Source organism: Actinokineospora baliensis, from assembly GCF_016907695.1.
GTDB lineage: Bacteria > Actinomycetota > Actinomycetes > Mycobacteriales > Pseudonocardiaceae > Actinokineospora > Actinokineospora baliensis.
This window is the reverse complement of record NZ_JAFBCK010000001.1, coordinates 5,195,813-5,214,710: the sequence shown is the minus strand read 5'-3', so window position 1 is coordinate 5,214,710 and position 18,898 is coordinate 5,195,813. Positions and strand designations below refer to the sequence as shown.

The 18,898-nt window shown below is 72.7% G+C and carries 13 protein-coding genes and 1 pseudogene; 9 read left to right on the top strand and 5 right to left on the bottom strand.

Annotated features, from left to right (window positions below):
- Window positions 1-368: 368 nt before the first annotated feature.
- From JOD54_RS23660 to JOD54_RS35240, 7 genes are all read left to right on the top strand, one after another.
- Window positions 369-6,203, top strand: coding sequence for a type I polyketide synthase (locus JOD54_RS23660; protein WP_204453241.1), 5,835 nt, complete (start codon window positions 369-371; stop codon window positions 6,201-6,203).
- 1 nt (window position 6,204) lies between these two features.
- Window positions 6,205-6,663 (top strand): acyl-CoA thioesterase, encoded by a 459-nt coding sequence (locus tag JOD54_RS23655; RefSeq protein WP_204453240.1) that lies wholly within the window; start codon window positions 6,205-6,207, stop codon window positions 6,661-6,663.
- Between the two features lies 1 nt (window position 6,664).
- The gene (locus JOD54_RS23650) at window positions 6,665-7,207 is read left to right on the top strand and encodes a flavin reductase family protein (RefSeq protein WP_204453239.1); all 543 of its coding nucleotides are present in this window, start codon (window positions 6,665-6,667) and stop codon (window positions 7,205-7,207) included.
- Window positions 7,208-7,240: 33 nt separating this feature from the next.
- Window positions 7,241-8,302 carry an NAD-dependent epimerase/dehydratase family protein gene (locus JOD54_RS23645; protein WP_204453238.1) on the top strand — a complete coding sequence of 354 codons (1,062 nt, stop codon included), beginning with the start codon at window positions 7,241-7,243 and terminating at the stop codon, window positions 8,300-8,302.
- Window positions 8,303-8,385: 83 nt separating this feature from the next.
- Complete coding sequence (locus JOD54_RS23640) at window positions 8,386-9,921, top strand: acyl-CoA carboxylase subunit beta (protein WP_204456511.1); 1,536 nt, start codon at window positions 8,386-8,388, stop codon at window positions 9,919-9,921.
- Between the two features lie 94 nt (window positions 9,922-10,015).
- Window positions 10,016-10,687: a maleylpyruvate isomerase N-terminal domain-containing protein gene (locus JOD54_RS23635; RefSeq protein WP_307860234.1), complete on the top strand. Its 672-nt coding sequence runs from the start codon at window positions 10,016-10,018 to the stop codon at window positions 10,685-10,687.
- A gap of 13 nt (window positions 10,688-10,700) precedes the next feature.
- On the top strand, window positions 10,701-11,288 hold the full coding sequence (locus tag JOD54_RS35240) for a MerR family transcriptional regulator (RefSeq protein ID WP_275592682.1): 588 nt from the start codon (window positions 10,701-10,703) through the stop codon (window positions 11,286-11,288).
- A gap of 66 nt (window positions 11,289-11,354) precedes the next feature.
- Here JOD54_RS35240 and JOD54_RS23625 read toward each other — a convergent pair whose 3' ends face one another.
- The gene (locus JOD54_RS23625; RefSeq protein WP_204453237.1) at window positions 11,355-11,546 is read right to left on the bottom strand and encodes a hypothetical protein; all 192 of its coding nucleotides are present in this window, start codon (window positions 11,544-11,546) and stop codon (window positions 11,355-11,357) included.
- Between the two features lie 382 nt (window positions 11,547-11,928).
- Window positions 11,929-12,492, bottom strand: a complete 564-nt coding sequence (locus JOD54_RS23620) for a GrpB family protein (RefSeq protein ID WP_204453235.1) — start codon at window positions 12,490-12,492, stop codon at window positions 11,929-11,931.
- Window positions 12,493-13,163: 671 nt separating this feature from the next.
- Between JOD54_RS23620 and JOD54_RS34505 the strand changes: the two are divergent.
- Window positions 13,164-13,280, top strand: a pseudogene (locus JOD54_RS34505) (GtrA family protein); the annotation flags it as partial.
- A gap of 725 nt (window positions 13,281-14,005) precedes the next feature.
- Here the strand turns inward: JOD54_RS34505 and JOD54_RS23615 are convergent.
- Entirely contained in the window at window positions 14,006-14,926 is a 921-nt protein-coding gene (locus JOD54_RS23615) for a pseudouridine synthase (protein WP_204453234.1), read from the bottom strand.
- 302 nt (window positions 14,927-15,228) lie between these two features.
- Between JOD54_RS23615 and JOD54_RS23610 the strand changes: the two genes are divergently transcribed.
- Window positions 15,229-15,708 (top strand): hypothetical protein, encoded by a 480-nt coding sequence (locus JOD54_RS23610; protein WP_204453233.1) that lies wholly within the window; start codon window positions 15,229-15,231, stop codon window positions 15,706-15,708.
- A 22-nt stretch (window positions 15,709-15,730) separates the two neighbouring features.
- On the opposite strand, the gene JOD54_RS35235 is transcribed toward JOD54_RS23610, so the two are convergent.
- Both JOD54_RS35235 and JOD54_RS23600 read right to left on the bottom strand, forming a co-directional pair.
- Window positions 15,731-17,311 (bottom strand): methyl-accepting chemotaxis protein, encoded by a 1,581-nt coding sequence (locus tag JOD54_RS35235; RefSeq protein ID WP_204453231.1) that lies wholly within the window; start codon window positions 17,309-17,311, stop codon window positions 15,731-15,733.
- Window positions 17,312-17,364: 53 nt separating this feature from the next.
- Window positions 17,365-18,363 carry a tyrosine-type recombinase/integrase gene (locus JOD54_RS23600; protein ID WP_239575033.1) on the bottom strand — a complete coding sequence of 333 codons (999 nt, stop codon included), beginning with the start codon at window positions 18,361-18,363 and terminating at the stop codon, window positions 17,365-17,367.
- Window positions 18,364-18,898: the final 535 nt, after the last annotated feature.

Sequence of the window (18,898 nt, the reverse complement as noted above, 5' to 3'; positions counted from 1 at the left end):
GGTGAAACGGTGTCGGCGGTAATTCGCGCGGTGACCGTTTCGGCGGTGGTGGCCCTGGGTGGTTCGAACATTCGGCGTGGTGGCCCGGTAAGCCGATGCTAACAAGCGTCGGGGGTGGACTCCCGGGCGTGTCACGGGCAAGGAGAGCACGCTCGGAGATGACATTCTCCGCAGGCGTCCGGACGGCCCGCGCGACCGTACGGCGTCTCGTCCGCGCATTTCGCGATTGTTTCCATAACGGCACTATCGAATTGCCGCCGAGTTGTGAAATCACGCTGTTATGCACCACCGCTGGTCGGGGCGGGTGCACGGCACAATCCGAGAAGAGTTCGAAAGGGGTTTCCGGCACGATTGCCTATCGTTGGGCGATGTGGGTTGGAATTGGTGTGGACGAGTGGAAGCGGGGGAAAGTGGCCGTGGAACAGGTCGAGTGCTCCGGCGGGCGTGACTCGCGGATCGCGGTCGTCGGCATCGGTGTGCGTTATCCGGACGCGGACTCGCCGGCGCAGTTGTGGGAGACGGTGTTGGCCGGGCGGCGGGCGTTCCGGCGGCTGCCCGAGGAGCGGATGAGCCACGCGGACTACTTCTCGCCGGACCCGGCGGCGCCGGACCGGTTCTACGCGGCGACGGCGGCGGTGCTGCGGGACTTCGAGTTCGACCGGGTGCGCTACCAGGTGGCGGGGTCGACGTACCGGTCGACGGACCTGACGCACTGGTTGGCGTTGGACACCGCGGCGCGGGCGTTGGCCGACGCGGGGTTCCCGGACGGGGAGGGCCTGCCCAGGGCGTCGACGGGTGTGGTGATCGGCAACAGCCTGACCGGGGAGTTCTCCCGGGCGAACGTGCTGCGGCTGCGGTGGCCGTACGTGCGGCGCACGGTGGCGGCGGCGTTGGCGGAGCGGGGTTGGGCGGCGGAGGACACCGCGGCGTTGTTGCGGGAGGTGGAGGGCCGCTACAAGGCGCCGTTCCCGCCGATCGACGAGGACTCGCTGGCCGGGGGGTTGGCCAACACGATCGCGGGCCGGATCTGCAACCACTTCGACCTGCGCGGCGGCGGCTACACGGTGGACGGGGCGTGTTCGTCGTCGTTGTTGTCGGTGGCCACCGCGGCCAAGGCGCTGGTGGACGGCGAGTTGGACGTGGCGGTGGCCGGTGGCGTGGACCTGTCGATCGACCCGTTCGAGGTGATCGGGTTCGCCAAGACGGGGGCGTTGGCGACCGGGGAGATGAAGGTCTACGACCGCGATTCGAACGGGTTCTGGCCGGGTGAGGGCTGCGGGGTGCTCGTGCTGATGCGCGAGGCGGACGCGGTGGCCAGGGGTGGGCGGATCTACGCGACGGTGACCGGGTGGGGGGTGTCGTCGGACGGTCGTGGCGGGATCACCCGCCCGGAGGCCGGTGGGCACCGGTTGGCGTTGCAGCGGGCGTACCGGCGGGCGGGGTACGGGGTGGAGTCGGTGTCCTACTTCGAGGGGCACGGGACGGGCACGGCGTTGGGGGACGCGACGGAGATCGACGCGTTGTCCTCGGCGCGGCTGGCGGCCGACCCGGGGGCGCGACCGGCGGCGTTGGGCACGGTGAAGGGCAACTTCGGGCACACGAAGGCCGCGGCGGGGGTGGCCGGGTTGGTCAAGGCGGTGTTGGCGGTGCACCACCAGGTGATCCCGCCGGGTACCGGGCACCACGACCCGCACCCGCGGCTGCTGGGGGAGTCGGCGGCGTTGTACGTGCCTTCTGTGGCGCAGTTGTGGCCCGCGGACCAGCCGGTGCGGGCGGGGGTGTCGGCGATGGGGTTCGGCGGGATCAACACGCACGTGGCGGTGGAGCAGGCGCCGGGGGTGCAGCGGCGCAGCGCGGTGGGGCGGCGGACGACGGCGTTGGTGACCGGCCGCCAGGACGCGGAGCTGCTGCTGTTCGACGGTGACGACCCGGCGCGGCTTCGGGCCGCGGTGGCGCGGGCGGCGGAGTTGGCGCCGCGGTTGTCGCAGGCGGAGGTGGCCGACCTGGCCGCTGAACTGGCGGTCGAGGCGTCCGGGCGCGGGTATCGGGCGGCGGTGGTGGCGACCGGGCCGCTGGACGCGCACCGCAAGCTGCTGCGCCTGCTGGAGGCGCTCGACGCGGGCGAGGAGTCGCTGTTCGTCCCGCAGGACGGGGTGTTCCTGGGGGTGGCGCAGGCGGCGCCGCGGATCGCGTTCCTGTTCCCCGGTCAGGGGTCCGGGCGCGGCGGGGTGGGCGCGATGCGCCGCCGGTTCACCGTGGCCGAGGACGTGTTCGGGGCGGTGCCGGTGCCGTTGGGCGGTGACCAGGTGGCCACGGAGGTGGCGCAGCCCAGGATCGTGGCCGGGTCGCTGGCTGCGGTGCGGGTGCTGGGCGCGCTGGGGGTGGACGCGGCGGTCGCCGTCGGCCACAGCCTCGGCGAGGTGACCGCGCTGGGCTGGGCGGGGGCGGTGGACGGCGGGGAGTTGCTGCGGTTGGCGGCGACCCGGGGCCGGATCATGGCCGAGGCCAGCCGCGGCGGCGGCGCGATGGCCGGGTTGGCCGCGGACCCGGAGCGGACCAGGCGCCTGGTGGGCGGCGAGGACGTGGTGATCGCCGGGTTCAACGGCCCGACCCAGACCGTGGTGGCCGGGTTGGCCGACGCGGTGGAGCGGGTGTGCGCGGCGGCGGCCGCCGACGGGGTGACCGCGACGCGGATCAACGTCTCGCACGCCTTCCACTCGCCGCTGGTGCGGCCCGCGGCCGAAGCGATGGAGCGGGAGCTGGCCGGGTTGGTGACGCGGCCGTTGACCAGGGACGTGGTGTCCTCGGTGACCGCGGGCGTGCTGGACGTGGACACCGATGTGCGGGCGTTGCTGTGCGAGCAGGTGCTGCGGCCGGTCCGGTTCCACGAGGCGGCGCAGGTCGCGGTGACCGGCGCGGACCTGGCGGTAGAGGTGGGGCCCGGCCGGGTGCTGGCGGGGTTGGTCGAGCAGATCGCGCCGGGGGTGCCGGTGCTCTCGACCGACACCGACAGCGCCTCCCTGGTGCCGCTGCTGTCGGTGGTCGCCGCCGCCTACGCGGTGGGCTCCCCGGTGGACACGACGCTGCTGTTCGCTGGTCGCGCGCTGCGGCCGCTGCCGCTCGACGGCGGGTTCACGTTCCTGGCCAACCCCTGCGAGACCGCGCCCGAACTCGAGTACATCGAGGAACCGGTCACCGCCGAGCCGGTGGCCGAGCGCACCGGGGTGGCGGCGGAGTCGACGTTGGAGCTGCTGCGCAGGCTGGCTGCCGAACGGGTGGAGCTGCCGTTGGACACGGTCCGCGCGCAGACCCACCCGCTCGACGACCTGCACCTGAGCTCGATCACGGTGGGCCAGATCGTCAACGAGGTGACCCGGGAACTGGGCAGGCCGCCGCTGGTGGCCACCCCGAACTTCGCCACGGTCAGCCTGGGCGAGCTGGCGGAGCTGATCGACGAGCTCGCCGAGACCGCGCACGAGCAGGAACCGGCGGGCGAGGTGCCGGGGGTGGCGCCGTGGGTGCACCCGTTCGCCGTGACACGGCAGCCGCAGCCGCGACCCGAGGTCGTCGTCACCGCCGGAAGTACACAGTGGACGGTGTTCGCGCCCGACGGGCACCCGCTGGCCGAGCCGCTGCGGGCAGCGCTCGCCGAGTCGGACCTGGGCGACGGCGTGCTGCTGTGCCTGCCAGCCAGCGGAGAGCGGCACCCGGAGCTGATCCTGGCCGCCGGTCGGGCCGCGCTCGCGGGCGCCCGGCTGGTGGTCGCGCACGGCCGCTACGGCGCGGCCGGGCTGGCCAGGACCCTGCACCTGGAGGCACCCGCGGTCGCGGTGACCGTCGTCGAGCTGGCCGACCCCGAACCCGCCACCGCGGCCGGGGTGCGGGACGCGGTGACCCGGGTCGTCGAGGAAACCGCGCTCACCACCGGGTACACCGAGGCCCACTACGCCACCGACGGCACCCGCACCGTCCCGGCCATGGCACCCCTGCCCACCACCCACACCGACGGCGTTCCCGCGTTGACCGCCGACGACGTGGTGCTGGTGACCGGCGGCGGCAAGGGCATCACCGCCGAGTGCGCCCTGGCCATGGCCGCCGACTCCGGCGCGCGGCTGGCGCTGCTGGGCCGCGCCGACCCGGCCACCGACACCGAACTCGCGGCGAACCTGGCGCGGATGACCGCGGCGGGCATCGAGGTCCGCTACGCCCGCGCCGACGTCACCGACCCGGCGCTGGTCGCGGCCGCGGTCGACACCCTGGTCGCCGACCTGGGCCCGGTCACCGCGGTCCTGCACGGCGCGGGCGGCAACGACCCCGCCGCGCTGGCGTCCCTGACCGACGACGCGTTCGCGCGGGCCCTGGCGCCGAAGGTCGACGGGCTGCGCGCGGTCCTGGACGCCCTCGACACCGACCGGATCCGGCTGCTGGTGACCTTCGGCAGCATCATCGGCCGCGCCGGTCTGCGCGGGGAGGCTCACTACGCCACCGCCAACGACTGGCTCACCGAACTCACCGTCGAGTTCGGCCGCACCCACCCCGCCGCCAGGGTCCTGGCCCTGGAGTGGTCGGTGTGGTCGGGCGCGGGCATGGGGGAGCGGCTCGGGGTGGTGGAGGCGCTGCTGCGCGAGGGCATCACCCCGATCTCGGTGGACAACGGCATCGCCGTGCTGCGCCGGGTGCTCGCCGACCCGGCCGCGGGCCCGGTGCTGGTGATCAGCGGGCGCATGGCGGGCCTGCCGACCCTGCGGCTGCCGCGCCCGGAGCTGCCGCTGCGCCGCTTCGCCGAACGGGTCCTGGCCCACTACCCCGGCGTCGAACTGGTCACCGAGGCCGACCTGGCCTCCGGCAGCGACCCCTACCTCGACGACCACCTGCTCGACGGTGACCTGCTGATGCCCGCGGTGCTCGGCATGGAGGCCATGGCGCAGATCGCCGGGGTCCTCACCGGCCACGACACCGCGCCGCTGCTGCGGGACGTGGTCTTCGCCCGCCCGATCGCCGTGCGCCCGGGGTCCTCGACCACCATCCGGATCGCGGCCCTGGTGACCGGGCCGGGCACGGTGGAGGTGGTGATCCGCTGCGCGGAGACCGGCTACGGCGCCGACCACTTCCGCGCCACCCTCCACTACCCCCGCCCAGAGCCCGACATCATCGACGACAGGCGCGCGCCGGGGTTGCCGGTGATACCGGTCGACCCGATCACCGAGCTCTACGGCGGGCTGCTGTTCCAGGGCAAGCGGTTCCAACGGCTGCAGGCCTACCGGCTGGCGGGGGCGCGCCGCGCGGTCGCCGAGATCGCCGCGGGCACCCAGCCGTCCTGGTTCGCCCCGTTCCTGCCGCAGACCCAGGTCCTGGCCGACCCGGGCACCCGCGACACCGCCATGCACGCCATCCAGGCCTGCGTGCCCGACGCGACCCTGCTCCCGCAGCGCGTGGACCGCCTGTACCTGGCCCACCGCGACACCCAGGACGTCGACTACGTGGTCCTCGACGCGGTGGAGCGCGCCCAGGACGGCGACAGCTACACCTACGACCTGGACCTGTGCGCCCCGGACGGGACGCTCGTGGAGCGCTGGGAGGGGCTGGTGCTGCGCGCGGTGCGCCACCGGGACCCGGCCGGGCCATGGGTGCCGTTCCTGCTGGGCTCGATCGTGGAGCGCGCGCTGGAGCGGGTGATCGGCGGCAGCCGAGCGGTCGTGGTGGAACCCGACGGCACCGACGGCGCCCGGCGGGAGAAGACCCAGCTCGCGGTGAGTCGGGCGCTGGGGGAGCCGGTGACCGTGCGGCACCGGCCCGACGGCCGACCGGAACTGGCCGAGCGCAGCGACCTCACCGTGTCGGCCTCCCACGGCGCTGGCCTCACCGTCGCGGTGGTCGGCGCGGGCAGGCTCGCCTGCGACGTCGAGGCGGTCCACGAGCGACCGTGGTCCGACCTGCTGGGTGCGGCGCAACTACCGGTGCGTGACCTGCTCGCCGCCGAGGCGGGCGAAGACACCGCCACGGCGAGCACCCGGGTGTGGTGCGCGCTGGAGTGCCTGCGCAAGTCCGGCGCCACGACGCAGGCACTGACCGTGGACCGCGTCCACGGCGCCGGGTGGGTGGTGCTCTCGGCGGGCGACGCGCTGATCGCAACGTGGGTGACGACCGTGCGGGGCGGACCGGACCCGGTCGTCTTCGCGGTCCTGGTCGGGAAGGAGCACTGACATGCCGGACTTCTACGAGATCCGCCACACCGTCGGCTTCGAGGAGACCAACCTGGTCGGCAACGTCTACTACGTCAACTACCTGCGCTGGCAGGGCCGCTGCCGGGAGCTGTTCCTGCGCGAGCACGCCCCCGGGGTCCTCGAGGAGTTGCGCGCCGACCTGAAGCTGTTCACCCTGCGCGTGGAGTGCGAGTTCTTCGCCGAGATCACCGCCTTCGACGAACTGTCGGTGCGGATGCGCCTGGAGGAGCTGACGCAGACACAGGTGCAGTTCGCCTTCGACTACGTGCACCTGCGCGAAGGGGTCGAGGTGCTGGTGGCGCGCGGCAGGCAGCGAGTGGCGTGCATGCGCGGCCCGAACACCGACACAGTGCCTACACGCGTGCCCGAGCAGCTGCGGGCGGCGCTGGCGCCTTACGCGGTGTCCCGGGCCCGGGTGGCCACGACGGCGGGGAGCTGAGATGAGCGCCAACGGAGCACCGCGCACCCCGTCCGCTGTGGGCTTGGCCGCCGACGTGGCGCCGGTGTCGCTGCGTGAGGTGATGTCGCGCTTCGCCACCGGCGTCACCGTGCTCACCGCGGGCGGCGACGACGGCCACGGCATGACCGCCAACGCGTTCACCTCGGTGTCGCTGGACCCGCCGCTGGTGCTGTGCTGCGTGACCAAGACCGCGCGCATGCACGACGCGATCGTCGGCGCCGGGCGGTTCGCGGTGTCGGTGCTGGCCGCCGACCAACGCGAGATCGCCACCTACTTCGCCGACCGCCGCCGCCCCGCCGGGATGGCCCAGTTCGACGCCGTCGACTGGGTCCCGGGACCGCACACCGGGGCGCCGCTGCTGTCGGGGGCGCTGGCGTGGCTGGAGTGCGAACTGACCGAGTCGCACGACGGCGGCGACCACACCGTGTTCCTCGGCCGGGTGCTGGACCTGCGGTGCGGGCAGGCCGGGCAGGCGCTGGTGTTCTTCGGCGGCGGCTTCCACCAGGTCGGCGCTGTTCTCTGATGGGTGTTGTCTGGTGAGCGGGGGGAGTCGGCGGTGCTGGTGAGCGTGACCGGGGCGACCGGGTTCGTCGGCGCCCACACCGTGGCGGCGATCGTCGGGGCGGGCCACCGGGTCCGGGTGCTGGTGCGCGAGAGCGCCCGGCACCCGGCGGTGGACGCGCGGGTCGCCGCCGCGTTGGACCCGCTCGGGGTCGACCCGAGCGCGGTGTCGATCGTCGCCGGGGACGTCACCGACCCGGGCCGGGTGGCCGGGCTGGTGCGCGGCGCCGACGCCGTCCTGCACGCGGCGTCGGTGTACTCCTTCGACAGCCGCGACCACGCTGCTGTGCGGCGCACCAACGTGCGCGGCACCGAGGTGGTCCTGGCCGCCGCCCGGGCCGCCGGTGTCGGCCGGACCATCCACGTCTCCAGCGTCGGGGCACTGCTCCCGGCGCCGGGGCGGGTGCTCGACCAGCACTCACCGGTGGGCGCACCCCGCGAGCGGTACCTGGCGAGCAAAGCGGCCGCCGAGTCGATCGCCCGCGAGCACCAGGCCACCGGCGCGCCGGTGGTGATCAGCTACCCGTCGGCCCTGCTCGGCCCGCACGACCCGCGGGTCGGTGACCAGACCGCTCGGCTGCGCAACGCGCTGCGCGGGCTGATGCCGATCTGGCCGACCGGCGGCATCCCGATCGGCGACGTCCGCGACACCGCCGCCCTGCACGCCACCCTGCTGTCGCTGCCCACCCCAGGCCGCGGCTACTTCGGACCAGGCCACTACGTGTCCACCCGCGACTTCATGGCGCACCTGCGGGACATCACCGGGCGCGCGTTGCCCGCGGTGCGGCTACCCGCCCGGGCCATGCTGCCCCTGGGCGCCCTCACCGGACTCATCCAACGCGTGTGGCCCTGGCACATCCCGGCCGAATACGGCGCCATCTACACCTGCGCGTGCGCCACGGCGGTGTCCGACACCGCCGACACCGCCGGTGTCCACCCGCGACCGGTCACCGACACCTTCCGCGACACGGTCCGGTGGCTGCACCGCGACGGCCTGCTCACCGACCGCCAAGCGGGCGCGGTGAGCCGCGAGAAGACGGAGGCGACCCCGCGATGAGCACCGAATCGATCAGCCGCACCGACCTCGACTTCACCCCGGTGCCGATACCACGCGGCACCCCCCGCACCCCCGCGCGCACCATGTCCCGGCTGCGCGCCGAACGCGACCGCCTGCACGCCGAGGCCACCGCGGGCGGCGACCCCCGCAGACAACGCGCCCTGGGCAAACTCACCGCCCGCGAACGACTCGACCTGCTACTCGACGACGGCAGCTTCCTCGAGGTCGAACCGTTCCGCCGCACCGTCGTCGGCAACCTCAAAACCCCCGGCCCCGGCCCGCACACCGACGGCGTCGTCGCCGGATCCGGCACCGTCGACGGCCGCCGCGTGTTCGCCTACGCCCAGGACTTCACCATCCTCGGCGGCTCCCTCGGCGCCGCCCACGCCGCCAAGATCCACAAAGTGCTCGACCTCGCCCTGGCCACCGGCTCCCCGGTCATCGGCCTCAACGACAGCGGCGGCGCCCGCATCCAGGAAGGCGTCCCCGCCCTCGACGGCTACGGCGGCATCTTCCGCAGGCAGGTCGCCGCCTCCGGCATCATCCCCCAGATCAGCGTCGTGCTCGGACCCTGCGCCGGGGGAGCGGCCTACTCACCCGCCCTCGCCGACTTCACCTTCATGGTCCGCGACACCGCGCAGCTCTACCTCACCGGCCCCGACGTCGTGCACGCCGTCACCGGCGAACGCGTCGGCCACGACGACCTCGGCGGCGCCGACGTCCACGGCACCCACTCCGGGGTCGCCACCTTCGTCCACGACGACGAACAGTCCTGCCTGGACGACGTCAGGTACCTGCTGTCGCTACTGCCCGCCAACAACCTCGAACCACCGCCCGCGGGCCCACCCACCGGCGCCACCCAACAGCAACGACCCCGCCTCGCCGAGATCGTCCCACCCGAACCCAACCGCCCCTACGACATCCGCGACGTCCTCGCCGAACTCCTCGACGACGAGGACTTCCTCGAGATCCACCAGGGCTGGGCCGCCAACGTCGTCTGCGCCCTCGGCCGCATCGACGGCGCCGTCGTCGGCATCGTCGGCAACCAACCGATGGTCCTGGCCGGGGTCCTCGACGCCGCCGCCGCCCAAAAGGCCGCCCGCTTCGTCCGCTTCTGCGACGCCTTCGGCATCCCCCTGCTCACCCTCGTCGACGTCCCCGGCTTCCTCCCCGGCACCACCCAAGAACACGGCGGCGTCATCCGCCACGGCGCCAAACTCCTCTACGCCTACTGCGAAGCCACCGTCCCCCGCGTCCAAGTGATCCTCCGCAAGGCCTACGGCGGCGCCTACATCGTCATGGACTCCCGCTCCATCGGCACCGACCTGTCCCTGGCCTGGCCCACCAACGAGATCGCCGTCATGGGCGCCGAAGGAGCCGTCGACGTCCTCTTCGGCAAAGAACTCGCCACCGCCCCCGACTCCACCGCCGCCCGCGCCACCCGCATCGCCGACTACACCGCCGACCTCCTACACCCCTACTACGCCCCCGAACGCGGCCTCGTCGACGACGTCATCGACCCCACCGCCACCCGCGCCGCCGTCGCCAAAGCCCTCGCCATGCTCCGCGACAAACGCGGCACCACCCCCCAACGCAAGCACGGCAACGTCCCGCTGTGAACCCGCGGCGCTGCGCATCCTCGGAGAAGACCACGCACCCGACCCGCCACTACCGTCGGGTCGCGTCCGACCACACGGCAGGGGAGTGTCCCGGGTGACCCAGCAACTGGTGCCGAACAACATCGCCTACGCCCACGTCCGCGAGACCGTGACCGACCTGCTCACCGGCAAACCCGACCTCGCCGACACCCCCATCCCCGCCTGCCCCGGCTGGACCGCCCGCGACCTGTTCGGACACCTCGTCGAGGTCTGCGCCCACGCCATGGGCCAGATGACCGGCATCCCCCAACCGTTCTCCGCCCGCGGCCTCGACATCCACCAGATCGCCGACGCCTGGGACGCCCGCGCCGACCAAGCCGACCGGCTCCTCGCCGACGGCGGCGGCCGACTCGGCCGCGTCGGCGTCATGGACGCCTTCACCCACGAACTCGACCTGCGCTACGCCCTGGGCCTGCCGCTGCCCATCGACACCCACCCCGCCGTCCCCCGCGCCTTCGACGTCGTGATCAGCGGCCTCGCCGCCTCCATCACCACCCACGACCTGCCCGCGCTGCGCCTGGTCACCCCCACCGACACCTGGATCGCGGGGGAGGGCGACCCCGACGCCACCCTCACCGCCGACCGCCTCACCCTCTACCGCACCCTCGCGGGCCGCCGCGCCCCCACCCAGATGGCCCGCCTCGACTGGACCGGCGACCCGCACCGCTGGATCCCCGCGTTCACCTGGGGCCCGTTCCACCCCGCCACCGCGGCCCCCGAGTCGTGACCCCGCCGTGCGGATGCGCGAACTGAGCGACCAATCCGGCGTCCCCGTCGCCACCATCAAGTACTACCTGCGCGAAGGCCTGCTCACCCCCGGCCACCGCACCGCCCCCAACCAAGCCACCTACGACACCACCCACCTGCACCGGCTCCGCCTCGTCCGCGCCATGCTCGACCTCGGCGGCCTGTCCATCGACGACACCCGCACCATCCTCACCGCCGTCGACAGCCGAGAAGACCTCCCCGGACTCCTCACCGCCACCCACCGCCGCTTCCCACACACCCCCGCCCCCGACGACACCTGGGCACACGCCCAAGTCCACCACCTCGCCCACACCCGAGGCTGGCACCTCGACCCCGACGACACCGCCGCACTGGTCACCCTGCTGCGCGCACTACGCGACACTGGCCTCCCCACCGCCGTCGACGCCTACGCCACCCTCGCCGACGCCCTCGCCGCCCTCGACCACGACCTCCTCCACCACCCCAACACCCCCCACTGGGCCCCCGCCCTCATCACCACCCTCGGCGACCCCCTCGTGGCCCTCCTCCGAGCCGTGGCCCTACGCCACCGCCAACCCGGTCGCCTACCGACACCCCAGTGAAGCCACCGCGCAGGCGACCACGGCCTGCACACCCGTGACCCGCGCGCCGCGCCTATCCGCGCCCGGCTAGACCGCCGTCACCCGCTCTGGCCCGTGGTCGACCTCCCGCGCAACCCGCCGTCCGACGAGGTCATCAAGGCCTACCAGACCCGGGTCGACGAGGTCTCCGCGCGCGAGGGCTACCACTTCGTCGACACCGACGCCTGGCGTGAGCAGGCCGCCACCGCCCGCGCCATGTTCCTCTCCGAACACACCCATCGACCTCTGCGACCGCGCACACCCACCCTGGTCACCCACCTACAAGCCCAAACCGGCCGGGTCGCCTCCTCGGACACGGGGGAGGGGACCCGCGCCGTGTCCTCCCACTCGCCTTGCCCCGCCCGCGCTGCTTCCCACCGGCCGTCGCTCTCGGCCCCGCTCTCACCCTCTCCGCCGCCGCCTCACCGAACTCACCTGGCCTGCGACCGACAACGGCCGCTACAGCCCTCCACCTCCTCCGCACCCACCCCGAGCACTACTCCCCACCGACACCACTGGCCGCACACCGCCTACCACCACATGGGCCCCCCCTGGGAACCGGTCACCGTGCCACCCGCCGCCCCGGCAACGGTGCACACCCCATCCCGGCCACCAACTCGCGTCATGCCCCCTCGTCGAGCACGTGCTGCACCCGGTCGAAGAACACCGACTTCGCCACCGTGTACCGGTCGTTGTCCACATCGCCCGCGTGAACACCGGTCAAGTCGCGCTTGACCTGCTCGTACTCACCCCGCACACCCGCGTCCGCCCGCAACAGATCCCGGAACGCCCGCGTGAACCCCCACCACGGCGACCCGATCTCCCGCACGTGCAAGATCGCCCGACACCCCGGATCCCCCGACGCGAACAACCGCTTGTCCCACCGCACCCCCCGACGCCGCCGACCACGCACCGCGTCCCGCACCACCCCAGGCGACCCCGGCACCGTCAATGCCACATCCACGAACCCCGCCGCGAGCACCGCCTCCGCCAACCCCCCAACATCATCGAGCGACGGCACCCCCACCTGCAGGTCCACCACATCCTTCGCCGCCAACCCCGGCACCGACGTCGACCCGATGTGATCCCACGTGAACCCCTCACCCAACCCACGGGTCACAAACCGCAACCTCCCCAACAACCGCTCCGCCGCCACCACCCACCCCGGTGACCACTCCCGCAACATCGGTGGCCCCACCGCCCCCGCGAACCGCCCCGCCGCCACATTCCGCGCAAACGGCTCCACCCGACGCACCCACACCCCATCCAACGCAACGACGGACCCCACCACCACATCCGCCTCACGCACCGCCGACGCCGCAACCACGAACGCCGCACCCCGCGGATCCCCCAACCGCGTCACCCGATCCCGATCAAGCACCCCCAACCGATCCGCCACCCAGCCCGCATCAGCGACACCGACCACCAACCGATCGCCCACCGCGCCCGCCCCCTTTCTCCCTGCGCCAAGCCTGAGCACCCCTGCATCCCCGCCAGCCCATCTGCTCCCGCAGGCGGCCTGCCCGGACATGCAGCAGCCCCTCGCCGTGTTGCGGCCCATCGCCACGAAACCCACCACTCGTGGCCAAGCCCAACACCTCCTGTGCTGCGGCCGCGTCGGCCCACCACTCGGGCACCCACAAGGCCCGTCCACCATTCCACCGTGGCCAGGCCCGTCGGTCACCAGCGCGCGCCGACACCCACCCGGCGGCGGCCTGGCCACGGTCGCCCTGTCCACCGACGACCCGGCCGCCGCGCTGGCCGAAGCGCTGACCAGGGGCGCGACCGAGGACGGCACCAGGATCACCGGCTTCGGTGACGCCACACCCGCCCGCTCCCGCGCCGCTGACGAGCCCTGTCATCATCGCGACGATCGTGTCGTACATCCTCAACCGGGAGTGGTCCTTCCGGCACCGCGGTGGCCGCGAGCGCCCGCACGAGGCCGCGCTGTTCTTCCTGATCAGCGGGATCGCCTCCGCCCGCCCACGCTGTGCCCCGCCCGTCCAGCACCGCCGAGCCTGCTCACCACCTCTGGGCCGCTGCCAGCGCCGCCACTGTGTCAGCGCCTCGTCCGCCATAGCCGCGTTGCGGTTGCCACCCACCGTCGCCCGGCATGCCCTCACGCACCCCCATCACCAGGCCCAAGTGGACGTGCCCGCCCGTGGGCAGCCGTGCTGGTCGAGCACAGCACGGTCAGTGGCCAAGCCCGATCACGACCCGCTCCCCACCAGGCGCGCCCAACACCTGCCCACCACCGCGCTGTTGCCGTGCCCGCCTGCCACACAGCCACCGCTGTTCGCCAGCAAGCCCGCCGTCATCGCCGCGCCCGCCCACCACCGTGTCGCCCGCCTGCTCAGCACCCAGTCGCCTACCGGACCCGCCCACTATCGCGTCGCCGCCAGCGCCGCGCCCACCCGCCACTCTGCCCGCGCCGGGGTCGCCCCCAGCCGTTCGGCTGTCGTACCGCGCCGTTCCCGGGCCCTTCAACCGCTGTGTCCGTTGCCAAGCCCGCCACCCTGCCTGCGCCGGGCTCGCCCACTGCCACACCGCTGTCGCGCTCGCACCACCGCTATGCGATCACCAGCCCCGCCCACCACCGGGCCTTTGCCAAGCCCACCCACCACTGTGTCGTTGGCGAGCCCACCCACCGCTGTGTTGTTGCCGAGCCCGCCCACCACCCGGATGTCCACCCACCAGCCCTACCACGACTCCGGTGACTCCCACGCCGCCAACCGCAACCCGCTCTCGAACCGCCGCCGCACCCCCGACACCGGGTCCGGGAACTCCAACACCCGCGCCAACAACTGCAACGGCCGCGTGAAGTCGTCCAACGCCTTCTCCCGCAACTCCGGGTAGAAGTCGTCCCCCAGGATCGGCACCCCCAACCCCGCCATGTGCAGCCGCAGCTGGTGCGTCCGCCCCGTCAACGGCACCAACCGGTACCGCCCCAGCCCACCCCGCGTCTGCACCAACTCCACCCGCGTCTGCGCGTTCGGCTCACCAGCCACCTCGAACGCCCGGATCACCCCCCGCTCCTTCACGATCCGCGACCGCACCTCCACCGGGAACTCCCCGGCCCCCACCGGCGCCACCGCCTCGTACTCCTTGACCACCAACCGGTCCCGGAACAACGTCTGGTACCGCCCCCGGTCCTCCTGCCGCACCACGAACATCAACAACCCCGCCGTCACCCGGTCCAACCGGTGCGCCGGAGCCAGTGTCGGGATCCCCAACTCCCGCCGCAGCCGTACCAACGCCGTCTCCACCACGTGCTTGCCCCGCGGGATCGACGCCAAGAAGTGCGGCTTGTCCACCACCACGATCGCCTCGTCGCGGTACACCACCGACAACTCGAACGGCACCGGCACCTCCACCGGCAGGTCCCGGTGGAACCACACCACCGCCCCCGGCACGAACGGCGCGTCCACCCCCACCGGCCCATCAACCCCGACGATCCGCCCCTCCCGCAACATCGCCTCGATCCGCCCCGGCTCCACCCGAGGCAACCGCTCCACCAGGTGCTCCAACGCCGTAGCCCACGCCCCCACCACCGGAAACCGCAACCGCGCCGCGTCAAGCCCATGCCGCTGGGGGAGAGGTGACCTCAGTTTGCGCCGCACCCCAGCAGCCTAGATGCGCCCCCCATCCGGCTGAACTTCCCGCACCCCCCACCCCCCACCTGCTGTTTCTCCCCATCCACAACCCCCACAACCATCCACAGATCCCCGCCACCCCCCTCGCCACCCCCCACCCCGACTAGACTGGCCTCGGGGACGCCCCCCAGAGGTGTGGTGGGGGATGCGAGTGTGCGGGACTGGCTGCGCCGCGGCGGCGTGGGGGAGCGCGGTACCCATCCACAGGGCGCTGGGCGCCCTCGGCACCCCACCTGCTCGCGCGCGTCCGGCCACACGACACTGTGGACATGGGATACAGCCTGCAGGCGGTCATCGCCAGCGAACCCGTACTACGCGATCTGGCAGGCACCATCGAGCAGGCGCGCATCGTTCCCCTCGGACAACACCTGTCTCTGCTTCCCATGACCGACGCGTTCTTCGACGCGGTCGCCGTTCCCGGGGCTCCTGAGCTCGACGGATTCCAGAAAGCCCCTCCCGGCTTCGGCAGCGCACTGGCAGCGTGTTCATCGAAGGGCCCCACGGCCTACGTCGAGGCCGAGCTCTTCGGTGGACAGGGCACACAGACCGCACAGGTATACAACGACGGGAAGGTCATCCTCGGACCTCTGCACCTGCCTGAGGACCAACCATTCCCGGCCACCGGCAGCCCGATCTCCCAAGCGCTCCGACGACTCGGAGCCGTCAAGGGCGAGCACTTCGACGAGTTCGACGCAGTCGGGCTCGGCCGCCACCGCGACACCAACGACTGGATCGCGGCCACAGACTGACCGCGGTCCAGTCGAAGGACGATCACTCCACCCGGAAGCGCGACACCAAACCGTTCAACCGCGCCGACAACAACGACAACTCCCGCGCCGCCGACTTCGTCTCACCGGCACCCGCCGCAACAGACTCCGCCACCGCCGCCACCTCCCCGATATGCGCCGAGATCGCCGACGACCCCGACGCCGCCGCGGCCAGGCTGCGGTTCATCTCGCCGGTCGTCGCCTCCTGCTCCTCCACCGCGGCCGCGATCGTCAACTGGTGGCTGTTCACCTCGCCGATGATCTCGCTGATCTCCGCGATCGCCGCCACAGCCGCACCCGTGTCCGCCTGGATCGTCTCCACCCGCCGCGCGATGTCCTCGGTCGCCCGCGCCGTCTCCTGCGCCAGCTCCTTCACCTCACCGGCCACCACCGCGAACCCACGACCAGCCGCACCCGCCCGCGCCGCCTCGATCGTCGCGTTCAACGCCAACAGGTTCGTCTGACCCGCGATCGCCGTGATCGCCTTCACCACCGCACCGATCTCCACGCTCGACGCACCCAACCGGTCGATCGTCTCCCGCGTCCCCGCCGCGGCCACCACAGCACGCTCCACCACCCGCACCGCGTGCCCGGCGCTCTCCGCGATCGCCCCCACCGCGATGCTCATCTGCTCCGACCCCGCCGCCACCGACTCCACGTTCCCCGTCACCAACGCCGCCGACCCCGTCACCTCACCCGACCGCGCCCGACCCGTCTCCGCGTCCTTCGCCATCCGACCGCTCGCCGCCGCCACCCGACCAGACGCACCCCGCAACTCACCGGCCGACCGCTCGATCTCACCCAACGTCTCCCCGACGGTCGACACCGCCTCGTTCAACGTCTCCGCCATCTGACCCAGCTCATCGCGCCCCGACACCGACACCCGCGCCGTCAGATCACCGCGCGCGAACCCCCGCAGCGCCCCCGCCATCGCCACCAACGGCCCCACGATCCGCCGCGTCACCACCAACCCCAGCACACCAGCGGCCAGCAACGACGCCGCCAACACCAGCCACATCACCAAACCACCGGTGTCGTACGCCGACTCGGCCTCAGCCCGCCACGCCGCACCCTGCTGGGTCCGCCGCGCCTCCAACTCGTCCAACGCCGACGCCGCCTGCTTGATCGTCGGCGCCACATCGGCCGAATACGCCGACCACCACGCCGCCACATCACCCGCCCGCGCCGCCGGGAGCAACACCTGCTGGTACTGGCTGCGCACCCGCGCCCACGCCGCCACGAACGGCTGCAGATCCGCCGACGACCCCGCCAGCTCGGCGTAGCCGGCCACCGCGGCGTCCAACTCGGCCTCGTCCTCGGTGATCGCCTGCTCCCACCGCGCCCGCTCGGCCGGGGGAGCGGCCACGTGCGCCATCAGGTCCATCCGGACCTTGATCTCCTGCTGGTGCACCAGCGACTCGTGCTGCCCAGCAGCCACACCCTCGGAGTACAGCGCGCCGGACCGGTCGTCCATGGTCGCCAGCGCCGCGTGTGAGCTGACCGCGGCCGCCACGATCCCCGCGGCGGCCACCCCCAGCACGGCCATGATCTTCGCCCGCACCGATCGGTTCTCCAGAACCCGCATGTCCGCCGCCGCCCATCAGAAGTCCCACCGACCCACGTGGGCAAGTGATCACCTCATCGGCCGGGGACCGGGGGAGCTGAGCCATCCCCGGTATCGGTCAGCCCGGCCAACGCCCGGTACGTGCGGTTGCTCGCCGCCGCCGCCCGCCGCTGCGACCCGGTCGCCTCGATGTAGTTCTGGCTGGTGTTCAAGCTCGCGTGCCCCAGCAGCACCATGATCTCCACCGCGTTCGCCCCGTCCTCGGCCAACCGGGTCGCGAACGTGTGCCGCAACGCGTGCAGGTTCGCCCCCGCAGGCACCCGGTCGTGCATCCCCGCTGCCCGGAAACACGCCTTCACCAGGTAATCCAGCGCACCCCGCCCGATACCCGCGCCGTCGTTGCCCAACACCAGCGGCGAATCGTCGGCGAAGCGCGCCACCGGGAACCGCACCGCGCACGACGCCAAGTACGACTCGATCACCCGCTCCAACGGCACCTCGATCGGGATCGACCGCTCCCGGTTCGCCTTGCCGTGCACGAACAGCCTGCGCTCACCGCTGCGGCCCACCACCGAGGACCGCTTGAGCGCCCGCATCTCCGAGGCCCGCAGCCCCGCCACCAGCCCCAACGCCAACACCAACAGGTCACGCTCCGGCCACGGCGCCCGCGCCCGCCGCGCCCCACCGGCCACCGCCCGCAGCAGCTCCTCCGGCGTGCCCTCACCGCGCAGCGGCTTGGGGGACAGGGGAGCGGGTCGTGGCCGCCCGATCGCCCCCATCGGGTTGCCGAACACCACCTCGTCGGCCACGCAGAACTGGAAGAACTGGTTCCACGTCGACCAGGCCCTGGCCACCGAACTCTTCGCGTGCGTGTCGGCGAACCGCCCGAACGCCTCCCGCAACACCCGCGCGTTCACCTCGTCCAACTCGACCAGGTCGGTGTCCTTGCCCACCGCCTCGGCCACCAGCGCCGTCACCCCGGCCAGATCCCGCCGGTAGGCCGCCGTCGTGTGCGGCGAGTCCTTCCTGGACCGCCTGGCGAGGAAGAAGGCGTCCTGCGCCTCGATCAACATCACCCCCTGTAGATACCCGATCACCCCGACAGTCTCGCCACGGCATGCATAATCGCGGTTATCCATCAAACAGGTGTTCGAGAGCCCGGGGAAGCGGATCCCGACCGCCGGGGGAATCGCGCTGAACCGCGCCCAACACGCGCCGCCGCACCGCCGTCGCCGCTCAAGCCACCCGGTGGCCGGTGATCCATCGAAGAGGCGGCCCGCAGAGGGCAAAGCCAGGCGTCCGGGCGCACCACCCACGAAACGTCACAGTGACGTATATGGGCTGTCTGACAGGCCTCTCGACGCGCGTTCGCCCAGGTCGCCGTTTGGTTGATAATCTACATTATGTCAAGTAGTGCCGATCTGGGCGGCTCCCACCTCTCACATGTCGCCCGCCGAGCCGCTTGCCCCCTGGCTGGCTCGTCGCCGCGCCTCGCCGAACACGGCAACCCGGGGTGCTACGGGGCTGCCGGGGCGCCGACGCGGCGGCCCCTTGTCGTGTGCGACGCCCTGACGGTGATTGGTCCAGTCCTGACGCGCTGCCCCTCTT

What these genes read in the sequence shown, in the direction of transcription:
- JOD54_RS23660 (WP_204453241.1), top strand. Translation starts at nt 369, where the DNA reads ATGTGGGTTGGAATTGGTGTGGACGAGTGGAAGCGGGGGAAAGTGGCC.
- JOD54_RS23655 (WP_204453240.1), top strand. Translation starts at nt 6,205, where the DNA reads ATGCCGGACTTCTACGAGATCCGCCACACCGTCGGCTTCGAGGAGACC.
- JOD54_RS23650 (WP_204453239.1), top strand. Translation starts at nt 6,665, where the DNA reads ATGAGCGCCAACGGAGCACCGCGCACCCCGTCCGCTGTGGGCTTGGCC.
- JOD54_RS23640 (WP_204456511.1), top strand. Translation starts at nt 8,386, where the DNA reads ATGTCCCGGCTGCGCGCCGAACGCGACCGCCTGCACGCCGAGGCCACC.
- JOD54_RS35240 (WP_275592682.1), top strand. Translation starts at nt 10,701, where the DNA reads ATGCGCGAACTGAGCGACCAATCCGGCGTCCCCGTCGCCACCATCAAG.
- JOD54_RS23625 (WP_204453237.1), bottom strand. Translation starts at nt 11,546, where the DNA reads ATGGGTGTGTTCGGAGAGGAACATGGCGCGGGCGGTGGCGGCCTGCTC.
- JOD54_RS23620 (WP_204453235.1), bottom strand. Translation starts at nt 12,492, where the DNA reads ATGTTGCGGGAGTGGTCACCGGGGTGGGTGGTGGCGGCGGAGCGGTTG.
- JOD54_RS23610 (WP_204453233.1), top strand. Translation starts at nt 15,229, where the DNA reads ATGGGATACAGCCTGCAGGCGGTCATCGCCAGCGAACCCGTACTACGC.
- JOD54_RS35235 (WP_204453231.1), bottom strand. Translation starts at nt 17,311, where the DNA reads ATGCGGGTTCTGGAGAACCGATCGGTGCGGGCGAAGATCATGGCCGTG.
- JOD54_RS23600 (WP_239575033.1), bottom strand. Translation starts at nt 18,363, where the DNA reads ATGTTGATCGAGGCGCAGGACGCCTTCTTCCTCGCCAGGCGGTCCAGG.